Origin of the sequence: Asanoa iriomotensis, from assembly GCF_016862515.1 — a bacterium.
Lineage (GTDB): Bacteria > Actinomycetota > Actinomycetes > Mycobacteriales > Micromonosporaceae > Asanoa > Asanoa iriomotensis.
The window spans coordinates 1-1,316 of record NZ_BONC01000178.1; the positions used below are offsets into that span (position 1 = coordinate 1).

Below are 1,316 nucleotides of genomic sequence, written 5' to 3' on the forward strand. Positions count from 1 at the left end.
GGCCCGCGGTGGGCAACCGTTGGGAACGGACTGTTCCTATGCGGAAAGCGTTAGGAACGGACCGTTCCTTTCAGCTGGTGGGGCGGAGGCGGCGGGCGTCGCGGTCCGTCATGGCGGTGACCAGGTCCTCGCGCGCTCGGGCCACGCGTGAGCGGATCGTGCCGACCGGGCAGCCGCAGACCTCCGCGGCCTCCGCGTAGCTGAGGCCCGCGATCTGCGTCGCGACGAACGCCTCGCGACGGTCCGGGTCCAGGGCGTGCACCAACTCGGTCAGCGCGACGCCCGTCTCGAAGCCGGCGCCGCCGTGGTCGCGGGCCAACTCCGCCTCGGCGACCGGCTGCCAGTCGTCGAGGGCGGCCAGGCGTGGGCGGCGCGAGACGTAGCGGATGTGGTCCGCGCAGGCCCGCCGGGCGATCGCCAGCAGCCACGTCCGGGCCGTCGAGCGGGCGTCGAAAGCCGGCAGGGCCCGCATCGCCCGCAGGTAGATCTCCTGGGTCAGGTCGTCGGCCTCCCCCGGCCCGACCAGGTGCGACACAAAGCGGCGGAGCTGGTGCTGGGTCGCCTCGACGAACGCGTGCGCCGCGGCCCGGTCGCCGGCCTTGGCCGCCAAGGCCCAGCCGGTCACCTCGTCGCCGTCAGCGACAGGCTCGTCCGGGTGGGGGGACCGTCCGGGGAGACGCATGCCGGCAAGGCTAGCTTGTCCGCTTTGGCGAAATCGCCCTGGGCTGACGGGAACTCAACGCCGGCCGCACGCGACTATCAACACGTGGAGTGTGAGCGGATCCGGGAGATGCTGTCGGCACGGCTCGATGGTGAGGACGCGCCCGGCGAGCGTGAGCTGACCGAAAACCACCTCGCGGGCTGTGCGGGCTGCACCGCCTGGCTCGACGCGGCCGCCGCCGTGACCCGCCTGGCCCGCACCGCGCCCGTGCCCCCGGCGCGGCCGATCGACCTGAGCGCGGTCGAGCTTGGCCAACCAGCCGAGCCAAAAGCCAAGCGCACCTCGCGGCTGGCGATCGGGCTCCGGGTCGGGCTGGCCGCGGTCGGGCTGATCCAGTTCCTGCTCGGCGCCGCCCAGGTCGCCGGGCTCGGCCGCGGCGACCACGCGCACGACGCCGTGCTCGGCTCCGGGCACCTGTGGCACGAGTCGGCCGCCTGGAACCTGGCCATCGGCGCCGGCTTCGCGTTCGTCGCGTTGCGCCGCACAAGGCCGACCGGTCTGCTGCCGACCCTCACCGCCTTCGTCGCGGTGCTCACCCTGCTCTCGGCCAGCGACATCATCGCCGGCCGGGTCGAGCCCGGCCGGCTCGCCAGCC

2 protein-coding genes are annotated in these 1,316 nt (G+C 74.2%); one reads left to right on the forward strand and one right to left on the reverse strand.

Annotated features, from left to right (window positions below; genetic code table 11):
- Positions 1–70: 70 nt before the first annotated feature.
- On the reverse strand, positions 71–682 hold the full coding sequence (locus Air01nite_RS40840; protein WP_203708911.1) for a sigma-70 family RNA polymerase sigma factor: 612 nt from the start codon (positions 680–682) through the stop codon (positions 71–73).
- Between the two features lie 84 nt (positions 683–766).
- On the opposite strand from Air01nite_RS40840, the gene Air01nite_RS40845 reads away from it, so the two are divergent.
- The coding region (locus Air01nite_RS40845; RefSeq protein WP_203708913.1) for a zf-HC2 domain-containing protein at positions 767–1,316 on the forward strand (550 nt) is incomplete at its 3' end.